General features: G+C 73.2%; 16 protein-coding genes and 2 pseudogenes. 8 read left to right on the top strand and 10 right to left on the bottom strand.

The window, feature by feature from the left end; translation table 11 throughout:
- Window positions 1-5: 5 nt before the first annotated feature.
- The 4 genes from ABD352_RS46370 to ABD352_RS46355 form a co-directional block, all read right to left on the bottom strand.
- A complete protein-coding gene (locus tag ABD352_RS46370) occupies window positions 6-809 on the bottom strand; it encodes a sensor histidine kinase (RefSeq protein ID WP_344619013.1) in 804 nt (267 codons plus the stop codon).
- Complete coding sequence (locus ABD352_RS46365) at window positions 806-1,924, bottom strand: DUF418 domain-containing protein (RefSeq protein ID WP_344619012.1); 1,119 nt, start codon at window positions 1,922-1,924, stop codon at window positions 806-808. Before ABD352_RS46365 ends, ABD352_RS46370 begins: the two co-directional genes overlap by 4 nt.
- A 66-nt stretch (window positions 1,925-1,990) precedes the next feature.
- Entirely contained in the window at window positions 1,991-2,641 is a 651-nt protein-coding gene (locus tag ABD352_RS46360) for a response regulator transcription factor (RefSeq protein WP_344619011.1), read from the bottom strand.
- A gap of 4 nt (window positions 2,642-2,645) precedes the next feature.
- Window positions 2,646-3,209 (bottom strand): TetR/AcrR family transcriptional regulator, encoded by a 564-nt coding sequence (locus ABD352_RS46355; RefSeq protein ID WP_344619010.1) that lies wholly within the window; start codon window positions 3,207-3,209, stop codon window positions 2,646-2,648.
- 87 nt (window positions 3,210-3,296) lie between these two features.
- On the opposite strand from ABD352_RS46355, the gene ABD352_RS46350 reads away from it, so the two are divergent.
- The 4 genes and pseudogenes from ABD352_RS46350 to ABD352_RS57885 all read left to right on the top strand — a co-directional run.
- Complete coding sequence (locus ABD352_RS46350; RefSeq protein ID WP_344619009.1) at window positions 3,297-3,992, top strand: SDR family oxidoreductase; 696 nt, start codon at window positions 3,297-3,299, stop codon at window positions 3,990-3,992.
- A 5-nt stretch (window positions 3,993-3,997) separates the two neighbouring features.
- Window positions 3,998-4,168: pseudogene (locus tag ABD352_RS46345) on the top strand (glutathione S-transferase family protein); the annotation flags it as partial.
- A gap of 5 nt (window positions 4,169-4,173) precedes the next feature.
- Window positions 4,174-4,905, top strand: a complete 732-nt coding sequence (locus tag ABD352_RS46340) for a glucose 1-dehydrogenase (protein ID WP_344619008.1) — start codon at window positions 4,174-4,176, stop codon at window positions 4,903-4,905.
- 167 nt (window positions 4,906-5,072) lie between these two features.
- Window positions 5,073-5,294 (top strand): annotated as a pseudogene (locus tag ABD352_RS57885) (hypothetical protein); the annotation flags it as partial.
- Here the strand turns inward: ABD352_RS57885 and ABD352_RS46335 are convergent.
- The 3 genes from ABD352_RS46335 to ABD352_RS46325 all read right to left on the bottom strand — a co-directional run bounded on the left by ABD352_RS46335 (window position 5,263) and on the right by ABD352_RS46325 (window position 9,155).
- Window positions 5,263-5,808 (bottom strand): hypothetical protein, encoded by a 546-nt coding sequence (locus ABD352_RS46335; RefSeq protein ID WP_344619007.1) that lies wholly within the window; start codon window positions 5,806-5,808, stop codon window positions 5,263-5,265. The pseudogene ABD352_RS57885 and the gene ABD352_RS46335 sit on opposite strands and share 32 nt — an antisense overlap.
- Window positions 5,809-5,877: 69 nt before the next feature.
- A complete protein-coding gene (locus ABD352_RS46330) occupies window positions 5,878-7,587 on the bottom strand; it encodes an ABC transporter ATP-binding protein (protein ID WP_344619006.1) in 1,710 nt (569 codons plus the stop codon).
- Window positions 7,584-9,155, bottom strand: a complete 1,572-nt coding sequence (locus ABD352_RS46325) for an ABC transporter transmembrane domain-containing protein (RefSeq protein WP_344619005.1) — start codon at window positions 9,153-9,155, stop codon at window positions 7,584-7,586. The genes ABD352_RS46330 and ABD352_RS46325 overlap by 4 nt, the downstream gene beginning before the upstream one ends.
- Window positions 9,156-9,473: 318 nt before the next feature.
- On the opposite strand from ABD352_RS46325, the gene ABD352_RS46320 reads away from it, so the two are divergent.
- Together ABD352_RS46320 and ABD352_RS46315 are read left to right on the top strand one after the other, a co-directional pair.
- Window positions 9,474-10,574, top strand: coding sequence for a DNA glycosylase AlkZ-like family protein (locus ABD352_RS46320; RefSeq protein ID WP_344619004.1), 1,101 nt, complete (start codon window positions 9,474-9,476; stop codon window positions 10,572-10,574).
- A gap of 50 nt (window positions 10,575-10,624) precedes the next feature.
- Window positions 10,625-11,068: a TetR/AcrR family transcriptional regulator C-terminal domain-containing protein gene (locus ABD352_RS46315; protein ID WP_344619003.1), complete on the top strand. Its 444-nt coding sequence runs from the start codon at window positions 10,625-10,627 to the stop codon at window positions 11,066-11,068.
- A 23-nt stretch (window positions 11,069-11,091) separates the two neighbouring features.
- On the opposite strand, the gene ABD352_RS46310 is transcribed toward ABD352_RS46315, so the two are convergent.
- On the bottom strand, window positions 11,092-11,817 hold the full coding sequence (locus ABD352_RS46310; protein WP_344619002.1) for a TetR/AcrR family transcriptional regulator: 726 nt from the start codon (window positions 11,815-11,817) through the stop codon (window positions 11,092-11,094).
- A 24-nt stretch (window positions 11,818-11,841) separates the two neighbouring features.
- On the opposite strand from ABD352_RS46310, the gene ABD352_RS46305 reads away from it, so the two are divergent.
- Window positions 11,842-12,972: an FAD-dependent oxidoreductase gene (locus tag ABD352_RS46305; RefSeq protein WP_344619001.1), complete on the top strand. Its 1,131-nt coding sequence runs from the start codon at window positions 11,842-11,844 to the stop codon at window positions 12,970-12,972.
- Between the two features lie 64 nt (window positions 12,973-13,036).
- Window positions 13,037-14,032, top strand: coding sequence for a zinc-dependent alcohol dehydrogenase family protein (locus ABD352_RS46300; RefSeq protein ID WP_344619000.1), 996 nt, complete (start codon window positions 13,037-13,039; stop codon window positions 14,030-14,032).
- Here the strand turns inward: ABD352_RS46300 and ABD352_RS46295 are convergent.
- Together ABD352_RS46295 and ABD352_RS46290 are read right to left on the bottom strand one after the other, a co-directional pair.
- On the bottom strand, window positions 14,019-16,706 hold the full coding sequence (locus tag ABD352_RS46295; RefSeq protein WP_344618999.1) for a tetratricopeptide repeat protein: 2,688 nt from the start codon (window positions 16,704-16,706) through the stop codon (window positions 14,019-14,021). The two genes, ABD352_RS46300 and ABD352_RS46295, sit on opposite strands and share 14 nt — an antisense overlap.
- A complete protein-coding gene (locus tag ABD352_RS46290; protein WP_344618998.1) occupies window positions 16,703-17,278 on the bottom strand; it encodes a hypothetical protein in 576 nt (191 codons plus the stop codon). The genes ABD352_RS46295 and ABD352_RS46290 overlap by 4 nt, the downstream gene beginning before the upstream one ends.
- Window positions 17,279-17,296 lie beyond the last annotated feature (18 nt).

Here is a 17,296-nt window from a genome sequence, read left to right as displayed (position 1 = left end):
TCCCGCTATCCGACTCCGGCCAGCGGGAGCCGCAACGTCACGCGGGTCGGGCCGCCCGCGGGGCTGTGCACGCGCAGGGTGCCGTCGACGGCGTCGAGGCGCTCGGCGATGCCGCGCAGGCCGGTGCCGGACGACGCGTCGGCGCCGCCCTTGCCGTCGTCCTCGACCTCGATGCGCAGGGTCCCGGCGGACACCGCGAAGGCGACCGAGGCGCGGGTGGCGGCGCTGTGCTTGACGACGTTGCCGAGGCATTCGGCGACGGCGAAGTACGCGGCCGTCGCCACCGCGGCCGGCAGCGAGGCCGGCGGGGCGCCGGTCACCGTGACCGGCACGGCGAGGTCCAGGGCCAGCGCGCGGACGGCATCGCCGAGGCCCCGGTCGGCGAGCACGGGCGGGTGGATGCTGTGCATGACGGACCGCAGGTCGTCCAGGGCCGCGACGGCGGTGGTACGGGCCTCCTCGACGAGCTTCGCGGCGGCGTCGGGGTCGTTGCGCAGCAGGCTGCCGGCCAGGCCCAGGGTCAGCGACAGGGAGGCCAGCCGGGCCTGGGCGCCGTCGTGCAGGTCCCGCTCGACCCGCTCCAGCTCGGCCGCCTGCCGGTCCACGGCTCCCCGCCGGGAACGCACCAGGGCACTGATGCGCTCCCGCCGGTCCAGCCACAGGTGCCCGGCGAACAGCAGCGACATGCCGAGCATGGTCCAGGCCGGCCAGAAGTAGCCGCCGCCGGTGACCGCGTACACGGTCAGGTCGGCGGCGGCCACCACCGCGCAGGCCACGCCGGTCTGCACGGGCCGGAACGGCAGCCTCATCGGTAGGCGAACTTCCGCAGCAGGGTCTCGGCGGGACCGCGGCCGCGCATCGCGTGGGCGGCCAGGGCGGACACGACCCACACCGCCACCGCGGCCAGGATCGCCGTCCACGTGCCGGTGAGGTGCAGCGCCCACGGGGAGAACAGCGTGACCCAGCAGATCGACTGGAAGAGGTACCCGCTGAGGGAACGCCGGCCGAGCGCCACCACCGGCGCCAGGAAGCGCGGCACGCTCGAGACGAGGCCGAACAGCGCGACGTAGCCGACGCCGCCGTATTCGCCGGTCACCGCGTGAAGTCTGGCCATGGCCTCGACGGTACCGGGGTCGGCGTGCACCATGCCCGCGCACATCAGGGCGTAGGGCAGCGCGCCGAGCGTGGAGATGCCGAGCGACCACGCGGCGGCGCGCACCAGCAGGCGGCGGTGGGCGGCCGGGTCCTCCAGCACGCGGCGGCGGCCGGCCCAGATGCCGAGCCAGACGATGACGACGAAGCCGAGCACGGTGGCGGTGTGCAGCGGCCACTCGGCCAGCCTGTCGAGGATCGAGCGGGCGTAGGAGTGCGCGGCCAGCGACGGGTTCGGGCTGTTGACGATCCCGGCGGTACCGCCGCGCCAGCCGATCGCCGCGGTGACGGCCAGGAAGGCGGCGTACGCCGTCTGGTAGGCCCAGAGCCAGAGCACGACCTTGTGGAAGCGGTCGCCGCGGCGGACGAGCAGCAGGGTGGCGACGATCCCGACGATGCCGTACGCGCCGAGGAAGTCGCCGAAGTACAGCAGCGTGGCGTGCACGGCCCCGAAGGCGATCAGCAGAGCGTTGCGGCGCAGCAGGACCCGGTTCGGGTTGCGCCGGGCCAGCTGGACCAGGCCGTAGCCGAACATGACGGCGAAGACCGGGTAGGCCCGGCTGTCGACGAACGTGGCCATGAGGAAGTTGGCGATCCGCTGCAGGCCGTGCGGCGCCGGGTCGAGGCCGGGCTGGCCGGCGAAGGCGAAGTTTGCCGCGTTGGCCAGGGCGATGAACAGCAGCATGGCGCCGCGGGCGAGGTCGGGGGCGAGGGCCCGCTCGCCGTTGCGAACCGGGCCGGGGGCCGGCGTTTCGAGGACCGTCGTTGTCATGCCCTCAGCCTGGCCGGGCGCGGTGGCGGTTTCGAGGACGCTGCTATCCCACCAGTGGGGGTACTACTACCCCTCTCCCTCGAGGTAGGCCAGCACGGCGAGGACGCGGCGGTTGTCGTCCTCGGAGGACTGCAGGCCGAGCTTGGCGAAGATGTTGTTGGTGTGCTTGGCCACGGCCTTCTCGGTGATGAACAGCGCGGTGCCGATGGCGGCGTTGGAGCGGCCCTCGGCCATGTGGGCGAGGACCTCGCGCTCCCGCGCGGTGAGCCGGTCCAGCGGCAGCACCCGCTCGCGGCTGTCGAGCAGCCGGGCCACGACGGTCGGGTCGAGCGCGGTGCCGCCGGCCGCGACCCGGCGCACGGCGTCGACGAAGTCGCCGACGTCGGAGACGCGGTCCTTGAGCAGGTAGCCGATGCCGCCCCGGCCGTCGGCGAGCAGCTCGCGGGCGTAGAGGCGCTCGACGTACTGCGACAGGACGAGCACCGGCAGGCCGGGCACCTGCGACCGGGCGGCGAGCGCGGCCCGCAGGCCCTCGTCGGTGTGCGTCGGCGGGAGCCGCACGTCGACCACGGCGACGTCGGGCGGGTCGTCGGTGAGCGCGCGCAGCAGGTCGGGGCCGGTCTCGACGGCCGCGACGACGTCGAAGCCGTGCGCCTGCAGCAGCCGGATCAGCCCATCTCGCAACAAGGCCAGATCCTCGGCCACCACCACCCGCACCGGGTCACCCTACAGCGGCGTCGAGGAGGGCGTCGGCCGCGCGGACCGCGAGGCCGTGCAGCGGCTCGGCCCGCATGACGGCGCGCACGGCCGAGCCGTCGAAGAGCATCGTGAGCTGGGCGGCCAGGAAGTCCGGGTCGGGGGCGCCGAGCGTCGTCGCGTGCTGCTGGAAGTACGCCTCCAGGAGCTTTTTGAAGTGCAGTGCGACGGCGGCGGCGGGGTGGCCGGGGTCGTGCAGCTCGATGGCGGTGTTGACGAACGGGCAGCCGTGGAACGCCGGGGTGCCGGCCAGCTCCTCCAAGCGGGCGAAGACGTGCAGGATGCGCTCGCGCGGCGGCATGTCCGCGGCCGGGTCGGGGAAGTAGCTCGCGACGGCCGCCGGGCCGTGCGTGCGCAGGCTCTCCGCGATGACGTCGTCCTTCGTCGCGAAGAGCTGGTACATCGAGCGCTTCGACACGCCGGCGGTCTGGCACAGCCGCTCCACGCCGACGGCGGCCGGGCCCTCGGCGTAGAAGAGGTCGGCGGCCGCCCGCAGCAGGCGCTCGCGGGGCGGGGCGATGGAGGTCACAGGAGCAGGTTAGCGCGCGGCTCGACAGGTGGAAACCGAGCGGTTTACCGTGGTGGAAACCGAACGGTTTCCAAGAGAGGAACTCCCATGCAGATCGACGACGCGGTGGTCCTGGTCACGGGCGGCAACCGGGGCCTGGGCAAGGCATTCGTGCAGGAGGCGCTGGCCCGCGGCGCCCGCAAGGTCTACGCGGCGGCCCGCGACGCGCGTTCGGTGGACACGCCCGGCGCCACGCCGCTGGCCCTCGACGTCACGGATCCGGAGTCGGTACGGCGGGCCGCCGCCGAGGCCAGCGACGTGACCCTGGTGATCAACAACGCCGGCATCAGCGCCCGGGCCAGCATGCTCGACGGCGACCTGGGAGACATCCGCCGCGAGTTCGAGACCAACTTCTACGGCACCGTGAACGTGACCCGCGCGTTCGCCCCGGTGCTCGCGGCCAACGGCGGCGGCCACCTGCTCAACGTGCACTCGGTGCTGTCCTGGATCAGCCAGGGCACCTCGTACAGCGCCAGCAAGGCGGCCGTGTGGCAGGCCACCAACGCGTTCCGGCTGGAGCTGGCGCCGCAGGGCACCGGGGTGACCGGGCTGCACGTGGGGTACATCGACACCGACATGACCACCGGCATCGACGGGCCGAAGGTCTCCGCCGCGGAGGTCGCCCGCCAGGCCCTCGACGGCGTGGAGACGGGCGCCTTCGAGGTGCTCGCCGACGAGGTCACCCGCACCGTGAAGCGTGGCCTGTCCGCCGACCCCGCCGCGCTGTACCCGCAGCTGGTCTAATGGGACCGGTGCTGTGGGAGTACGCCCGCCGCCTGTTCCAGACCCCGGGCTTCGGCGACACCGTCGACTTCGACCACATCAAGCGCCACTACTACGTGGTGCACCGCGATATCAACCCGTCGGGCATCGTGCCCGTGGGACCGGACCTCGCGGGCTGGCTCGCTCCGCTAGGTTGATCCGCGTGGACAACGTGACGATCGTGACCGGCGGCAGCAGGGGAATCGGCGCTGCGACGTGCGTGCGGCTCGCGCGTGACGGCCACCGGGTGGTGGTCGGCTACCGCAGCGCCGCCCACGCCGCCCACCAGGTCGTCGACGCCGTCGCCGGCGCCGGCGGCCAGGCCGTCGCCGTGCAGGCCGACACCGCCGTGGAGGACGAGGTGGTCGCCCTGTTCGCCACGGCCGCCGACCAGCTCGGCCCGGTCACCGGCCTGGTCAACAACGCCGGCATCGCCGCCCCGCTGACCCGCCTGGCCGACGTCGACACGGCCGACCTGCGCCGCGTGATGGACGTCAACGTCATCGGCGCCTTCCTCTGCGCCCGCCAGGCCGCCCGGGTGATGACCGCGGGAGGCGCGATCGTCAACGTCTCCTCCACGGCCGCCACCCTGGGCAGCCCCGGCAACTACATCCACTACGCCGCCAGCAAGGCCGCCGTCGACGCCCTCACCCTGGGCCTGGCCAAGGAGCTCGCGGCCGACGGCATCCGGGTCAACGGCGTGGCCCCCGGCTTCGTGCACACCGAGATCCACGAGCAGACCGGCGACCCGGACCGCGCCGCGAACGTGGTCTCCCGCATCCCGGTCGGCCGGCTCGGCAACCCGGAGGAGATCGCCGAGGCCATCGCCTGGCTGCTGAGCCCCGCCGCCTCCTACACCACCGGCGCGACCCTGCGGGTGGCCGGCGGCCTGTAGGCGTTCACCGGGTCAGGAACGGCCGGCCAGCTCCCGCCGCAGCAGCGGCGCCAGCTGGTCCATGGCCGTGCCGAGCCAGTCGATGAGCCCGTCCGGCAGGGTGTCGTGCACCCACACCAGCCGGCTGCCCGTTCACGAACGCCGCCGCGGAGTACCCGGACCCGTCCCACCCGGTCCGCCAGACCATCGCCGACTACCACCGCTGGAACCGCACGCTGTTCCGCGACCTGCTGGCCGCCGCCGCCCACCCGGCCCCGGAACCCACCGCCACGATCCTGATGGCGCTGCGCGACGGCATCGTGATCGGCGGCTCCCTGGACGACCCGGCCGAGCTGCAGCCCCACATCCGCACGACGGTCACCGCAACGGGATCGTGCCGTCGACCGTGAGGACCCGGTAGCCGGCGGCGCGGGCCTGGGTGGCGATCAGGCGGGCAAAGGCGGCGTCGCGCCGCATCCAGCGGTCGAAGGACGCGTCCGGGTCGGGGGTCGCGGCGAGCAGGGCGCGGGCCCAGGGGCGGCGGGCGTAGTACCGGCGCTGGAAGGGCTCGGTGGGCACGATCCACACGGCGTGGGTGGCGGGGACCTTGTGGGCGGCCAGCAGCTCCGGCAGCAGGGCCGCGCCCTCGGCGAGGACCGGACCGGGCACGGCCGCCAGGTCGCGCAGGATGAGCGGGAACTCGTCGCGGTACAACTGCAGCACGTCGGCGACCTGGACCTCGACGGGCTGGGCGAGCCGCGCCGCCACGCCCATGGCGGCGACCTTCGCGAACGCCGGGCCGGCCGCGTGCCGCTCGAAGGCGTCGTCGCACGAGTACAGCGTCGCGCCCCTCGCCGCCGCGAGCAGCCCCGCGACCGTGCTCTTGCCCGAGCACGGCGAACCGCCGATCCACCAGCTCGTCATGCGCGGCTCCTTCCCTTCCTCGACGGCCTCGGCCATGGCGGCCGAGATCGCGCGCGGGACGTCGAGGACCTAGCCGTGCCACTGTCGCCAGAGTTTGGCGTACGGGCCGCCGTGGGTGATCAGGTCGTCGTGGGTGCCCAACTCGATGATCCTGCCCGCGTCCATCACCGCGATCCGGTCCGCGTCGTGGGCCGTCTGCAGGCGGTGGGCGATGGCGATCACCGTGCGGTTGTGCAGCACGGCGGCCAGCGCCCGCTCCGCCACCCGGGCCGCGCGCGGGTCCAGCAGCGCGGTCGCTTCGTCGAGGATCACCGTGTGCGGGTCGGCCAGCAATACCCGGGCCAGTGCGAGCTGCTGCGCCTGGGCACCGGTCAGCGGGTGCTCGCCGAGGTCGGTGTCCAGGTCCCGGGCCCAGTCCGCGCCGACCGTGCGCAGCGCCTCGGCCAGGCGGTCGTCCGACGCCGGCACCATGAGGTTGTCCCGGACCGTCTCGCGGAAGACGTGGTGCTCCTGTGTCACCAGGACCACCTGCCGGCGCAGCAGATCCGGCGGAAGCTCGGCCACTGCGACGCCGCCGACGGTGACCGCGCCGGTGTGCGGCCGGTCCACGCCGGCCAGCAGCCGGCCGAGGGTGGACTTGCCGGCCCCGGAGAGGCCGACGATCGCCAGCCGCTCGCCGGGCTGGACCGTGAGATCCACGTCGTGCAGCACGTCCGGCCCGCCGGGGTAGGCGTAGCGGACGCCTTTCACCTCGATGCGGTCGCTTCCCGGGGCGGCCGTGGCCGTCGCCGGGGCGGCCGGCACGGCGGCCAGCCCCTCGACCCGGGCGAACGATGCGCTGCTGCTCTGCAACTGCTCCAGCCAGATCAGGATGGTGTCCATCGGTCCGATCAGCTGACGCAGGTACAGGGCGGCCGCGACGACCGTGCCGAGCGTGATCCGGTCGCCGCGGTAGAGCAGGCCGCCGATCAGGAGCACCAGGACGACCGGGATGTTGTACGAGCCTTCGGCCACCGGGAAGTACACCGACCTCAGCCGCAGCGTAGCCAGCCGGCTGCGCCTGGTCCGGGCGATGGCGGCCCGGCCCACCGCCAGCCGGGACCGATGCAGCCGGAAGGCCTCGATGGTGCGCGCCCCGGCGGCGGTCGCCGCCAGCTCCTCCGCCAGTTCGGAGTTCGCGGCGCCCTCCTCCAGGTAGGCGTTGCGGGCCCGGCGCAGGTACCAGCGGCCGGTGATCACGATGCCGAACAGCCCGAGGAGGCCGGACAGCCCGAGCAGCGGGTCGAGCACGAGCACCGCCGCGAGCAGGAACACCAGATGGATGCCGGCCACGAACGCGCCTGGCAGCACATCGCGCAGCGTGCCGGCGATCGCGTCCACATCGGTCGTGCCACGGGCGGCCAGGTCGCCCGGCGGCACCCGCTCGATCACCGAGGCGGGCAGGCTCAGCGCGCGGCTCAGGAAGCCGATCCGGATGCGGGCCGCGGTGCGCTCGCCGAACCGGTATCCGAGCAGCAACGCCCACCGGGCGAGCAGCGTCTGGGCCAGCGCGCACAGCAGCACCGCGCCGGCCAGCAGGTCGATCCGGGCGGCGGCGCGGGGTCCGGTGACCGCGTCGATGATCCGGCCCAGCAGGTACGGCGCGCCCAGGGCGGCCACCGCGGCCAGCACGTTCAGCAGGAGGATGGCGGCCGCGGCCCGCCTGTCGGCGGCGATCAGCCGGCCGGCTGCCCGGGCGACCTGACGGGTGTCCGCGATCGGCAGCGTCGGGGTGCTCACAACGCCTCCTGCGCCGCGGTGAACGTCCGGCTCACCAGGTCGCGGTACCCGGGCTCGCGTTCCAGCAGCTCGCGGTGCGTCCCGGAGGCGGCGACCCGGCCGTCGACCAGGTAGATCACGACGTCGGCCCGGTCCAGCAGCACCGGCGAGGTCGTGGACAGCAGGGTGCCCCGTCCGGCGCGGGCCGCGGTCAGCCGCTCGGCGATGGCCGCCTCGGTGTGCGCGTCCACCGCCGAGGTCGGCTCAGCCGCGAGCAGCATCTCCGGGTCGGCGGCCAGCGCCCGGGCCAACCGGACCCGTTGCCGCTGGCCGCCGGAGAGGTTTCGGCCGTCGCGTTCGATGCGGTGGTCGAGCCCGGCGATGTCGGTTGCCACCGCGGACCTGATTGCCTGCCGTACCGCGTCGTCGCCGACGTCGGCACGGCCCGCGACCACCTCCCGCAGCGTCCCGGCGAACAGGTCCGCCTCGTGGTCGGCCACCAGAATGCGCTCGCGTACCGCCGGTTTGGCGACCTCGGCGATCCTGTGCGGGCCCCAGGCGGCGGCGGTCTCCCCGTACCGGCCGAGCCGGTCGATGATCGCGGCCGCATCGCCGGGGCGCCTCGAGACCAGCATGGTCAGCCGGCCCGGTTCGGCGACGACGCCGGACTCCGGGTCGCGCAGGGTCGCCGGGCCGTGTGGGGCCGTGCCACTGCCCGGCTCCTCGACGGGTAACCGCAGGAATGCGATGATCCGCCGGGCAGCGATCACCCCGCGGCTGGCATCGCCGGCGCTGAAGATCAGCATCCAGGTGGGCACGACGAGGATCGCCACCTCCCCGTACACCGCGACCAGTTCGCCTGCGGTGAGGTCGCCGCGGACCGCCAGGCGCGCGGCCAGCCAGGTAACCCCGGCCAGAAAGATCGTCGGAAGGCCGTCGCCCAGCGCGGTGATCCAGCTCAGCGCCCCGCCCATCCGGTAGCCCTCAGCCCGGACTCCGTCCGACTGGGCGGCGAACCGGCGCAGGTGGGCTTCCTTGCCGCCCAGGCCGTTGAGGATGCGCAGCCCGCCGAGCACGTCGACCAGCCGCGCGGCCAGCCGACCCTGCCGCTCCCGGTACTCCCCGCCGGCGCTGTTGAGCCGGTGCAGCAGCGGTCCGAGCACCACCGCCAGCACCGTGACCCCGGCCGCCACCACCAGCGCGAGCATCCCGGACACCCGCGCGAGCAGGGTCATCACGACCGCGTATGCGACGACCGCGCCCACACCCGGCCCCGTCACGGTGAGCGCCCGCGCGACCAGCCACACGTCCCCGATGCCGATGGTGACCACCTCACCCGCGGTGATCCGGCGGGGAAGCGCGGCGCCCAACTCCACGCCATGGGCCATGACCGCGTCAGCCGTGCGCAGCGCGCCGTCCAACCGGATTTTCGTCATGGTCCGGTGCCGGAGGATGCCGAGCACCGCGTTCGCCACACCCACCACAAAGATCGCGCCGACCCAGGCGACCAGCGGTCCAACCCGCCGCGGGTGCAGGCCCCGATCGATGGCCTGGGAAATCAGGTACGGCGTGACCGCCAGACTGATCATCCAGAGCGAACTCCACAGCGCGCCGAAGGCGATCCGCCGTTTCTGTTGCCACACCAGCCAACCCAGATATCGTCCCGGCCCCCGTGTCCGCATCCACTCATCATCTCCGATGAGCACCCCGCGGCCGAACCGCTATTTCGCCGGCCCGGCGCGCGGCGTTGTCCGTGAGTGAGTTGCTGTCATGGCGGATGGAGCGACTCCGGGCCGCGAGGTTGTGGACCCGGTCTACAGGACGACCCTGTTCGCCACGAGACGGCTCTGACCCACCCGTCGTCCGGGACGCCGATTATTGTCGTACCCTCCGCCTAGTCTCGGTTCGTGACTGTGCGCACGCTGTCCCGCACCGACGCCCGCCGCCTTGCCGTGCGCGCCCAGCTGCTGGACGCCCACCGCCCGCATGGGATGTTCGACGCTGTACGGCGGTTGACGCTGCTGCAGAACGATCCGACCGCGGCCGTCGCACCCAACGCCGACCTCGTCCTGTGGAGCCGTCTCGGCTCCGGCTACTCCCCCACGCAGCTGCGCGACGCCATCGACGAGCAGGCCCTGCTGGAGCTGCGCGGCCTGATCCGGCCGCCGGAAGACCTCGCGCTGTATCGGGCGGACATGGCCGAGTGGCCGGGCCGTCCTCCGCTTCGTGACTGGCAGGAGAGCGTGCGGGGCTGGGTGGATGCCAACAATGGCTGCCGGCTGGACATCCTCGCCCGGCTCCGCGCCGACGGGCCGCTGCCCGCGCATGAGCTGCCGGACACGTGCGTGATCCCGTGGCGCTCCTCGGGCTGGTCCAACGATCGCAACGTCCTGAGGATGATCGACTTCCTCGTGCAGCGCGGCGAGGTCGCGGCCGCCGGCCGGCGCGGCGCCCACCGGCTGTGGGACCTCGCCGAGCGGGTGTACCCGGACGACGTGGTGCCCTACGAGGACGCGGTGCGGATCCGTGACGAACGCCGGCTGCGCGCGCTGGGCATCGCGCGCGCCCGCGCCCCGGAGAACCCGGTCGAGCCGATGGACGTACGGGCCGCGGGCAAGCCGGCGGTGGTCGAGGGCGTGAAGGGCGAATGGCGCATCGACCCCGAGCTGCTGGACCGGACGTTCACCGGCCGCGCCGCGTTGCTGTCCCCGCTGGACCGGCTCGTCTACGACCGCAAGCGGATGACCGAGCTGTTCGAGTACGACTACCAGCTGGAGATGTACAAGCCGGCCGCCAAGCGCCGGTGGGGCTACTGGGCGCTGCCGATCCTGTACGGCGACCGGCTGGTCGGCAAGCTCGACGCCACCGCCGACCGCAAGGCCGGTGTGCTTCGGGTGGACGCCGTCCACCAGGACGTACCGTTCAGCAAGGCGATGACCGCTGCGTTGCAGTACGAGATCCATGACCTGGCGGACTGGCTCCACCTGACCCTGGCCTCGACGACCTGAACACTTGCCGGCGGCTGCTCGACCTGATGGCGCAGGAGCTTCAGGCATCCATGCCTACGAGCCCGCCGCGCGACGACGAGTCCTGGTCGCAGTGGACCGCCCGGCGCGCCCGGGAGCGCCGCCAGCTGCTGCTGTCCCGCCGCGACGGGGCGCGACTGGTCGTCGGCACGCGACCCGGGCCGGCCATCGCCCGGCAGGCCGAAGCGGAACTGCGGCCCCTCGTCGGCGCCGGGTTCACACCCGCCCAGGCGCTCCGCTCGATCACCGCCATCGGCCACTACGTCACGGGGTTCGTCATGGAGGAGCAGTCCGCGCGACACCGGCCCGAGCCGGACCCGCCGGCATCACCAGGCCTGGCGATCCAGGACACCCCCACCCTGGTGGCGGCCATCCGCGAAGGCGGACCACCCGAGAGCAACGAAGCGTTCGAGCAAGGCGTCGCGATGCTGATCGACGGCATGCAGGCGCTGCTGCAACGCACCACCGGCCGGTAGCGCCGGCCGCCACGAGCGGCAGGTCACGCGTGGGGATGACCGGTGACGCCGTCCAGGATGGCGATCAGGTTGTGGTCGAAGGTTTCCTCGGCGTCGAGGTGAGCGCCGTCGATGACGAGCCGGGCGACGGTGGGAAAGTGGCCCGTGTCGAGCATGCGTGTCAGGTAGGGCCCGAGGGCGGCCTGCCAATCGGACACGTCGGTGCCGGTCGAACGGGCGGTGCGTCGCTCGGTGATCTCCCTGCGGAGCGCCCCGACCATGAACGCGTTGAGGGCACCCAAGGCCCGCTGGAGATCGTCGATATCGCGGACGCCAGGGGCCTGGCTGAGCGCCGCCGCGGTCGATTCGCCCACGGCGAGCGCATGAGGTCCCAGGTGCGGCCTCGCGCCGAGCAGGTCGGCGAACCACTCGTGAGCAAGAGCGGCATCGCGGGTCCGGTGCACGATGGCCAGCACCGTGGCGCGCCACTCGGAGTGCTGGCCGGCCTCCGCGATCTGGGCATACACGGCGTCGACCATCAGATCGAGCAGTTCGGATCTGTTGGTCACGTAGTCGTAGAGCCGCATCGGACCGACGCCGAGCTCTTTGGCGATCTTGCGTACCGATAGCGCCTCGAGGCCGTCCGCGTCGGCGAGCCGGATCGCCGTGGCGGCGATCTTCGCGCGGCTCAGCGACACCGGCGCCGCCCGCGGCTGCGGCTCGGGCCGTTCCCAGACGGGCAGAGGTGCGCTACCGTACGGTGTATCCATGAGATACAGCGTACGGTAACGGAGATGAAGATGCGAATCGCCATCGCCGGCGGTGGCCTCGGCGGCCTGACGCTGGCCCGAATCCTGCACCGGCACGGCATCGGCGCGGTGGTGTACGAACGCGAGGCAAGCCGATCCGCGCGGTCCCAGGGCGGCATGCTCGACCTGCACCCGGAGTCCGGGCAACAGGCCCTGGCCGATGCGGGACTCACCGCCCGATTCCGGTCCGAGGCACGGCCGGAGGGCGAGGAGCATCGCATCCTCGACCCGGCCGGACGCACCCTCGTGCACCACAAGCCACAACCCGGCAACTTCTCCGGGCGCCCCGAGATCGACCGCGCCGCGCTGCGCGATCTTCTGCTCGATTCGCTCCCCGCCGACGCTGTCGTGTGGCAGCGCCGGCTCGTCGCGGCGACGCCACGACCCGGCGGAGGCTTCGGGCTGACATTCGACGGCGGCCACAGCGCCGGCTGCGACGTCCTCATCGGCGCCGACGGCGCGCGCTCGGTCGTCCGGTCGCTGCTGACCGACGCGACACTGTCGTACGTCGGCACCTTGGTGGAGCTCAGCATCAGCGACGCCGACCGGCGCCACCCGGACCTCGCCGAGCTGGTCGGCCCCGGAAACTTCTGGTGCATCGGCGTGAACCAGATCCTGGCAGCACAACGCCTCGCCGACGGCGGCATCCGAGTCGGGATCTCCCTGCGCGCGGAGGATCGGCACCCGGACACCTACCGCAGCAAGCGCGCCCTGCTGGACATGTTCGATGGCTGGAACCCCAGGCTCACCGCACTCATCGAAGCCGGCGACGGCCCGCCAGCCCCACGCAGGATCGAGGCGATGCCCGCCGATACCCGCTGGGACCACCAGCCGGGCATCACCCTCATCGGTGACGCCGCGCACCTCATGCCGCCGGTCGGCGAGGGCGCCAACCAGGCCATGCTCGACGCCGCCGAACTCGCCGCCGAGATCGCCACCAACCCAGCCGACCCCGACTCGGCGATCCGGGCGTACGAGGAGGCGATGTTCACGAGAATCCACCCGATCGCCGAGATGTCCGCACGAATCCAGGCGATGATGCTGTCCCCCACCGCGGCCGACGACATCGTCCGCTTCTTCACGCCGCGGCCCACCGAGCCGGCCCCCGCGGACTGATACCACCTGACGAAGGCAGGTGGTTCCCTCAACGCAGCCGAATGATGCGGCGGAGGCGGGGCACATGCCGGCCATGTCGCAGCTACTCGTCACGTCGTACGGCGACCCGCGCGAGTCCGTATCGCTGGCGCCGGGGTCCGATTCGGTGCTGGGGACCGACGACATCCTCGTCGAGATGGAGGCCGCGCCGGTCAACCCGTCCGACTTCCTGCTCGTGCGGGGTGACTACGGGGTGCGGCCGCCGCTGCCGAGCCCGCTCGGCGGCGAGGGAGTCGGGCGGGTGATCGACGCCGGTGTGGGCGCGGGTCGGCAGCTCGTCGGGCGGAGGGTGGTCATCCTGCCCAACTACGAGCAGGGGACCTGGGCGGACCGGGTGGCGACGTCGTACCGCAACGTCGTGCCGATCCGCGACGACGGCGACCCGCTGCAACTCGCCATGCTGCCGATCAATCCGGCGACCGCGTACCTGTTGCTGCACAGGTTCGCCAAGCTGGCCCCCGGCGACTGGGTCGGCCTGAACGCCGCCAACTCTGCCGTCGGCCTGTGCATCATCGCCCTCGCCCGGCTGCAGGGCCTCCAGACGCTCAACATCGTGCGGCGCGAGGCCGCGGCCCAGACGGTGCGTGACGCCGGCGGGGACCGCGTGATCGTCGCCGGGGACGACCTGCCCACCCAGATCGCCGACGCGCTGGACGGTGCGCAGCTCGCCCTGGCGCTGGATGCCACGGCCGGCCCGGTCGTCGCCGACCTCGCTGCGGCGCTGAGGTTCCGGGGCACGATCGTCAGCTACGCCTACGTGACCGACGCGCCACCGGCCGTCCGCGCCCACGACGTCATCTTCAAGGAAGTGACGCACACCGGGTTCTGGCTGCTCAACTGGCTGCGCCACGCCCCGCGCACCGAGATCGAGCAGACCTACCACGCACTCAACGACCTCGTCGCCAGCGGCGAGCTGGCCGTCCCGGTCGACGCGACCTACCGCCTCGACCACTACCACGAGGCGATCGAACACGCGATGACGCCGGGACGCAGCGGCAAGATCCTGTTCACGTTCTCCTGACGCCCGTTTGGAGGCTGCCCTCGATCTGCGTGACGAGGCCGGCGCAGGTCCGCGCGTACATGCCGTACATCTGCTCGTCGCGCTGGCTGAGCCAGTGGAAGATCTCGGCGGCCTCGCGGGCCGCGGCGAGCGCCTTCGCGGGCTCGAGACCGCGGTCGTGCCGGATCTTCGCCGCGTACCCGAGGGAAAGCGCGAGGTCGGGCAGGTTGGCGGGCTGCCGCTCGACAAGGCTGCGGAAGTGTGCGGCCGACTCCTCGGCCCACCGCAGCGCCGACAGATGGTCGGACATCTGGTTCTGGGCGAGCGCGAGCTGGTAGCACGAGCGCCCCGCCTGTTCGTCCCTGGCCGGGCCCGTGAGCTTCCGCGCCTCGGCGACGGCCTCTTCGCACGCCGTGACCGCCTCCGGAAGCCGCCCGGCCGCTGCCGCCCGCTTGCCCGCGACCCGCAGCGCGTCGGCGAACTGGGAGCGGTACAGACCGGGATTGGCCCGCACCAGCGGCCGGTAGAGCGCGACGGCCTCTTCGGCGGCGGCCAGCGAGCCGGCGTGGTCGCGCCGCCGGTCCAGGTCTTCGCTGCGCGAGACCAGTAGGTTGGCGAGCGCCGGGAGATAGCGGGCCGGATCGGTGCGGGCGAGCTCCCGCAGCTGTGCCTCGCTGTGCGAGGACTCCTCGGCGCTCTGGTCGGACCGGCCCGCCATCCGGTGGATGTACGCGATGGTCTCCGTGGCCGACGCCTCCTGCGCGGCGTAGCGCGCGGGGTCCCGGCGGAAGAGGGCCAGCGCCTCCTGCGCGCGGTTGAGGGCCTCGTCGAGCCGGTCGAGGCGGGCCATGATGACGGCCTGCCGGATCAGCAGGTTGCCGAAGGTGCCGGCGTAGAGGTGGGCCGGCAGGTTCGGCAGCACCGCCAGCAGCGTGCGGTAGCGCTCGACGGCCTCGTCGACGTAGGGCAGCGCCTCGGCCGGGCGTCCGAGGGAGTCAAGGCGCGCGGCGACGCCGCTGAGCGCTGCGGCGAGATCGGGCAGGGCCTCCGCGCGGTCGCCGGCGAAGGCGCGCCAGTGTCGCAGCGCCTCGGTGGCCACGTCGAGCGCCTCGTGGTCCTCGCCGACGTACGCGAGCCGCACGGCGAGCATGCTGAGCGCGCGGGCGTTCTCCCGAGGGTCGTCCCGGGTCGCCACCAGGTGGGGCGTGATCTTGCGAAGGACCGCCACCGCGCCGACGTCGAGGTCGATGTGCGGCCGCTCGGGGGTGGGCAGCCGGGACGCGACCGCCTCCAGGACGGCCATGTCCACGTCGGGGATCGAGGCCAGCGCCGTCAGCGCGGCGCTGCCGGCGTCGACGGCGATCCGCGGATCGCGGCGCAGGACCGGGAACAGCGAGGCCGGGCCGAGGTGCGGCCAGCGACGTGCGGCCTCCGCGAGGAAGGTCACGGGGCGCGCCGGAGCGACGTGGGCCAGCACCGTCGCGGCCATGCCGGCGGCCCAGTGCTGCGCGGGATAGTCGGCGGTGTGCCCGGTCGTGGTCAAGGCGAGGAAGTCCTCGGCGAGCCGGTCCGGGTACAGCGGTTCGAGCACCGTCGAGTCGTCTCCGCCGAGGGACGGATAGCAGCGGCGGTGGTCGTCGAGGATGCCGTCGCGGCGCTCGCCGAGGCCGACGCGATCCAGCACGGCCGACCCGGCTGCCCGGTTCACCGCCCCGGTGAGCGCCGCGGCGAAGACCGCGCGGCCCATCGTCGCCGGCGGCGTCGCGTAGTGCTCCGCGCCCGGCCCGGTGCGGCTGGTGCCGTCGTTGTAGAGGTTGGCCCAGTGCAGGTGCTCGCGGTCGAGCAGGTAGATCGTCAGCCCGGCCATGTCGCCCGGCGGCGGCTTCCCCCGGCTGTACGCGTCGACCGCGACCAGCGCGGCCATGTGCAGGCCCAGCGTCAGCCCCATGTCGGGGTCGTCCAAGGACGCGGGTGGAGCGATGGCACTCCCGTCGGGCAGCCCGTACCGGTCGGCGAAGCCGTCGCGGGCGGCGCCGAACATCTCCGCCCGCCGCTCGCCGGTGGCCGGCAGCGGCTCCAGCGCCTGGCCCGACGTGCCGGCCTGATAGTTGGCGAGGGCGGCACGCACGGCCGGCCAGCCGTCGGCGGAGCGCGCAAGAAGCAGGACCCGGACCGGCAGCTCCGGGCGGTGCAGCAGGGCGTTGCTCAGCAGCCAGGTCAGGTGCGACAGCGGCCAGCGGTCGGCGTAGTCGACGATCAGCACCAGCCCGCGATGGCCCTCGGTACGCAGGTCCTGGCTGCCCGGCGGCGGCAGCACGCTGCCCGGGCCGTGCACGGCGACGACCGCCAGCCAGCCGTCCTGCTGTGCCTCGGCCGCGAACTGCGCCGCGAGGCGGCTCTTCCCGGCGCCGCCCGGGCCGTGCAGCCAGCGGACGGCCAGCCGGGGACCCGTGGTGCGCCACTGGCGCAACTGGGCCAGCTCCGCCTCCCGGCCGGTGAACTCGACGAGCGCGTACCTCGCGTTGAGCATCCGGCTCGGCAGCTCTCTGAGCCACTCGGCGTCGGCCTCCGGGGCGGGCTGCCAACGCTGCAGGACGTAGAGCGGGGTGCCGTCGCCGAAGACGTGGATGTCGGCACCGATCGCGCCGTACGCGAACCCCGCGGTGGACGTGATGTTCTGCTGCGGCGCGCTCACGGATTGCCGGGGTGGTTGATGATGTTGCCGAACATGACGCCCTGCGCCGTCGCGCCCTGCGCCGAGGCGTTGATGTTCTGGATGTACTGCTGCTGCGGCGCGGGCAGGGCCTCTCGCACCCGCGTCGTCAGGCCCTGCAGCTCCTCGGCCGCCTCCGGGTATTCGGCGAGCAGGTCGGCCAGCCGCGTCTGCCAGGTGCTCGCCAGCCGCTGCCGCAGCTCGTCCCGCGCGACGCCGTCGGCCGCCGTGATCGCCGCGGCGTCCTCGTCGAGCCAGCCCGACACGAGCGTCGCGCGGCGCTCGCCGGCGTGCCTGAAGAGCCTCGCGATGCCGTCGCGGGCCACGTTCCAGACGTCGGTGGCGACCGCGGTCATCAGCGTCGTGCCGCCCGTCGTGACAATCGGCAACAACCAATCGGCAACCATGCCATCCCCCTCCGTGTCGCACGGATCCAACACCGAACCGCCTGGCCGCACAAGGCCGGTCCCGGCGACCCGGCCGACCACAGTGGACACCTGACCAGGGTTAGCCCAGGTGCGCTCACCCCGATGCACCGACGCGACGGCGGTCACCTCGCCGTGTTCCGGCGC

Origin of the sequence: Dactylosporangium salmoneum, from assembly GCF_039532525.1 — a bacterium.
In the GTDB taxonomy this organism is placed as follows: domain Bacteria; phylum Actinomycetota; class Actinomycetes; order Mycobacteriales; family Micromonosporaceae; genus Dactylosporangium; species Dactylosporangium salmoneum.
The sequence above is the reverse complement of the archived record's forward strand: the minus strand, read 5'-3'. Positions and strand labels throughout refer to the sequence as shown.

What these genes read in the sequence shown, in the direction of transcription:
- ABD352_RS46315 (WP_344619003.1), top strand. Translation starts at nt 10,625, where the DNA reads ATGCCTACGAGCCCGCCGCGCGACGACGAGTCCTGGTCGCAGTGGACC.
- ABD352_RS46310 (WP_344619002.1), bottom strand. Translation starts at nt 11,817, where the DNA reads ATGGATACACCGTACGGTAGCGCACCTCTGCCCGTCTGGGAACGGCCC.
- ABD352_RS46365 (WP_344619012.1), bottom strand. Translation starts at nt 1,924, where the DNA reads ATGACAACGACGGTCCTCGAAACGCCGGCCCCCGGCCCGGTTCGCAAC.
- ABD352_RS46335 (WP_344619007.1), bottom strand. Translation starts at nt 5,808, where the DNA reads ATGACGAGCTGGTGGATCGGCGGTTCGCCGTGCTCGGGCAAGAGCACG.
- ABD352_RS46325 (WP_344619005.1), bottom strand. Translation starts at nt 9,155, where the DNA reads ATGATCAGTCTGGCGGTCACGCCGTACCTGATTTCCCAGGCCATCGAT.
- ABD352_RS46305 (WP_344619001.1), top strand. Translation starts at nt 11,842, where the DNA reads ATGAAGATGCGAATCGCCATCGCCGGCGGTGGCCTCGGCGGCCTGACG.
- ABD352_RS46300 (WP_344619000.1), top strand. Translation starts at nt 13,037, where the DNA reads ATGCCGGCCATGTCGCAGCTACTCGTCACGTCGTACGGCGACCCGCGC.
- ABD352_RS46370 (WP_344619013.1), bottom strand. Translation starts at nt 809, where the DNA reads ATGAGGCTGCCGTTCCGGCCCGTGCAGACCGGCGTGGCCTGCGCGGTG.
- ABD352_RS46350 (WP_344619009.1), top strand. Translation starts at nt 3,297, where the DNA reads ATGCAGATCGACGACGCGGTGGTCCTGGTCACGGGCGGCAACCGGGGC.